Raw genomic sequence first — 696 nt, forward strand, 5'->3', positions numbered from 1 at the left:
GTTTATATGAATGATTTCCGGGAAGTTTTTTATAAACCAAATGCAAAATACGATAGTCTTTCAAAAAACATTCTTCATTATAAAATAACCAATATTTCAGATAAAAAATATTTTATAATGCTCAACGAGAATAATCTGGGAACTGTCGAACGAGATCTTTACAGAGAAGCTTTAGGAAGAAAAGATTATGCATATAATTCGATTGGCTTTAGCCTGTATAAAAAAGATTCTATTTTAGATGGAAGTTCCACAAGGGCCGAAAATATGTGCGGCAACGGTTTCGAACTAATGAAAATTGAAGAGTTAGATACTATAGTCTCTAAGTTTTTAAGAAAGAACCGAATTTTCAGGAAATACCAGCTAGAATATGTCAATGATATTGATGAATCATTACAAGGTTATTTTCTTCAGCCTGGAGAAACAAAATATTTCACTTCAGTAATTAATTTGCCTTATAGAAATAGTCAAATGTGGTTTTCGAATATTGACAAGAAGAAACCCAATTTAGGTTCACTTTCTTTAAAGAATGATTCTCTTTTTACGAATAAAAGATTAAGTCAGGATCGGAAAAAAGAGATAAAAGAAAACGGATATGTTTTATTTGACGGCATTATTTACTCTAATAAAGTTCCGGTAAAACTAATAAAGATTACAAATTAAAACAGGAAAGGCTACTCATTACAAGTAGCCTTTCCC

1 protein-coding gene is annotated in these 696 nt (G+C 30.2%); it reads left to right on the forward strand.

Annotated elements, in window-relative coordinates; genetic code table 11:
* The coding region (locus FLACOL7796_RS24550; RefSeq protein ID WP_173973392.1) for a hypothetical protein at positions 1–660 on the forward strand (660 nt) is incomplete at its 5' end.
* Positions 661–696 lie beyond the last annotated feature (36 nt).

Origin of the sequence: Flavobacterium bizetiae, assembly GCF_902804475.1 — a bacterium.
Lineage (GTDB): Bacteria > Bacteroidota > Bacteroidia > Flavobacteriales > Flavobacteriaceae > Flavobacterium > Flavobacterium bizetiae.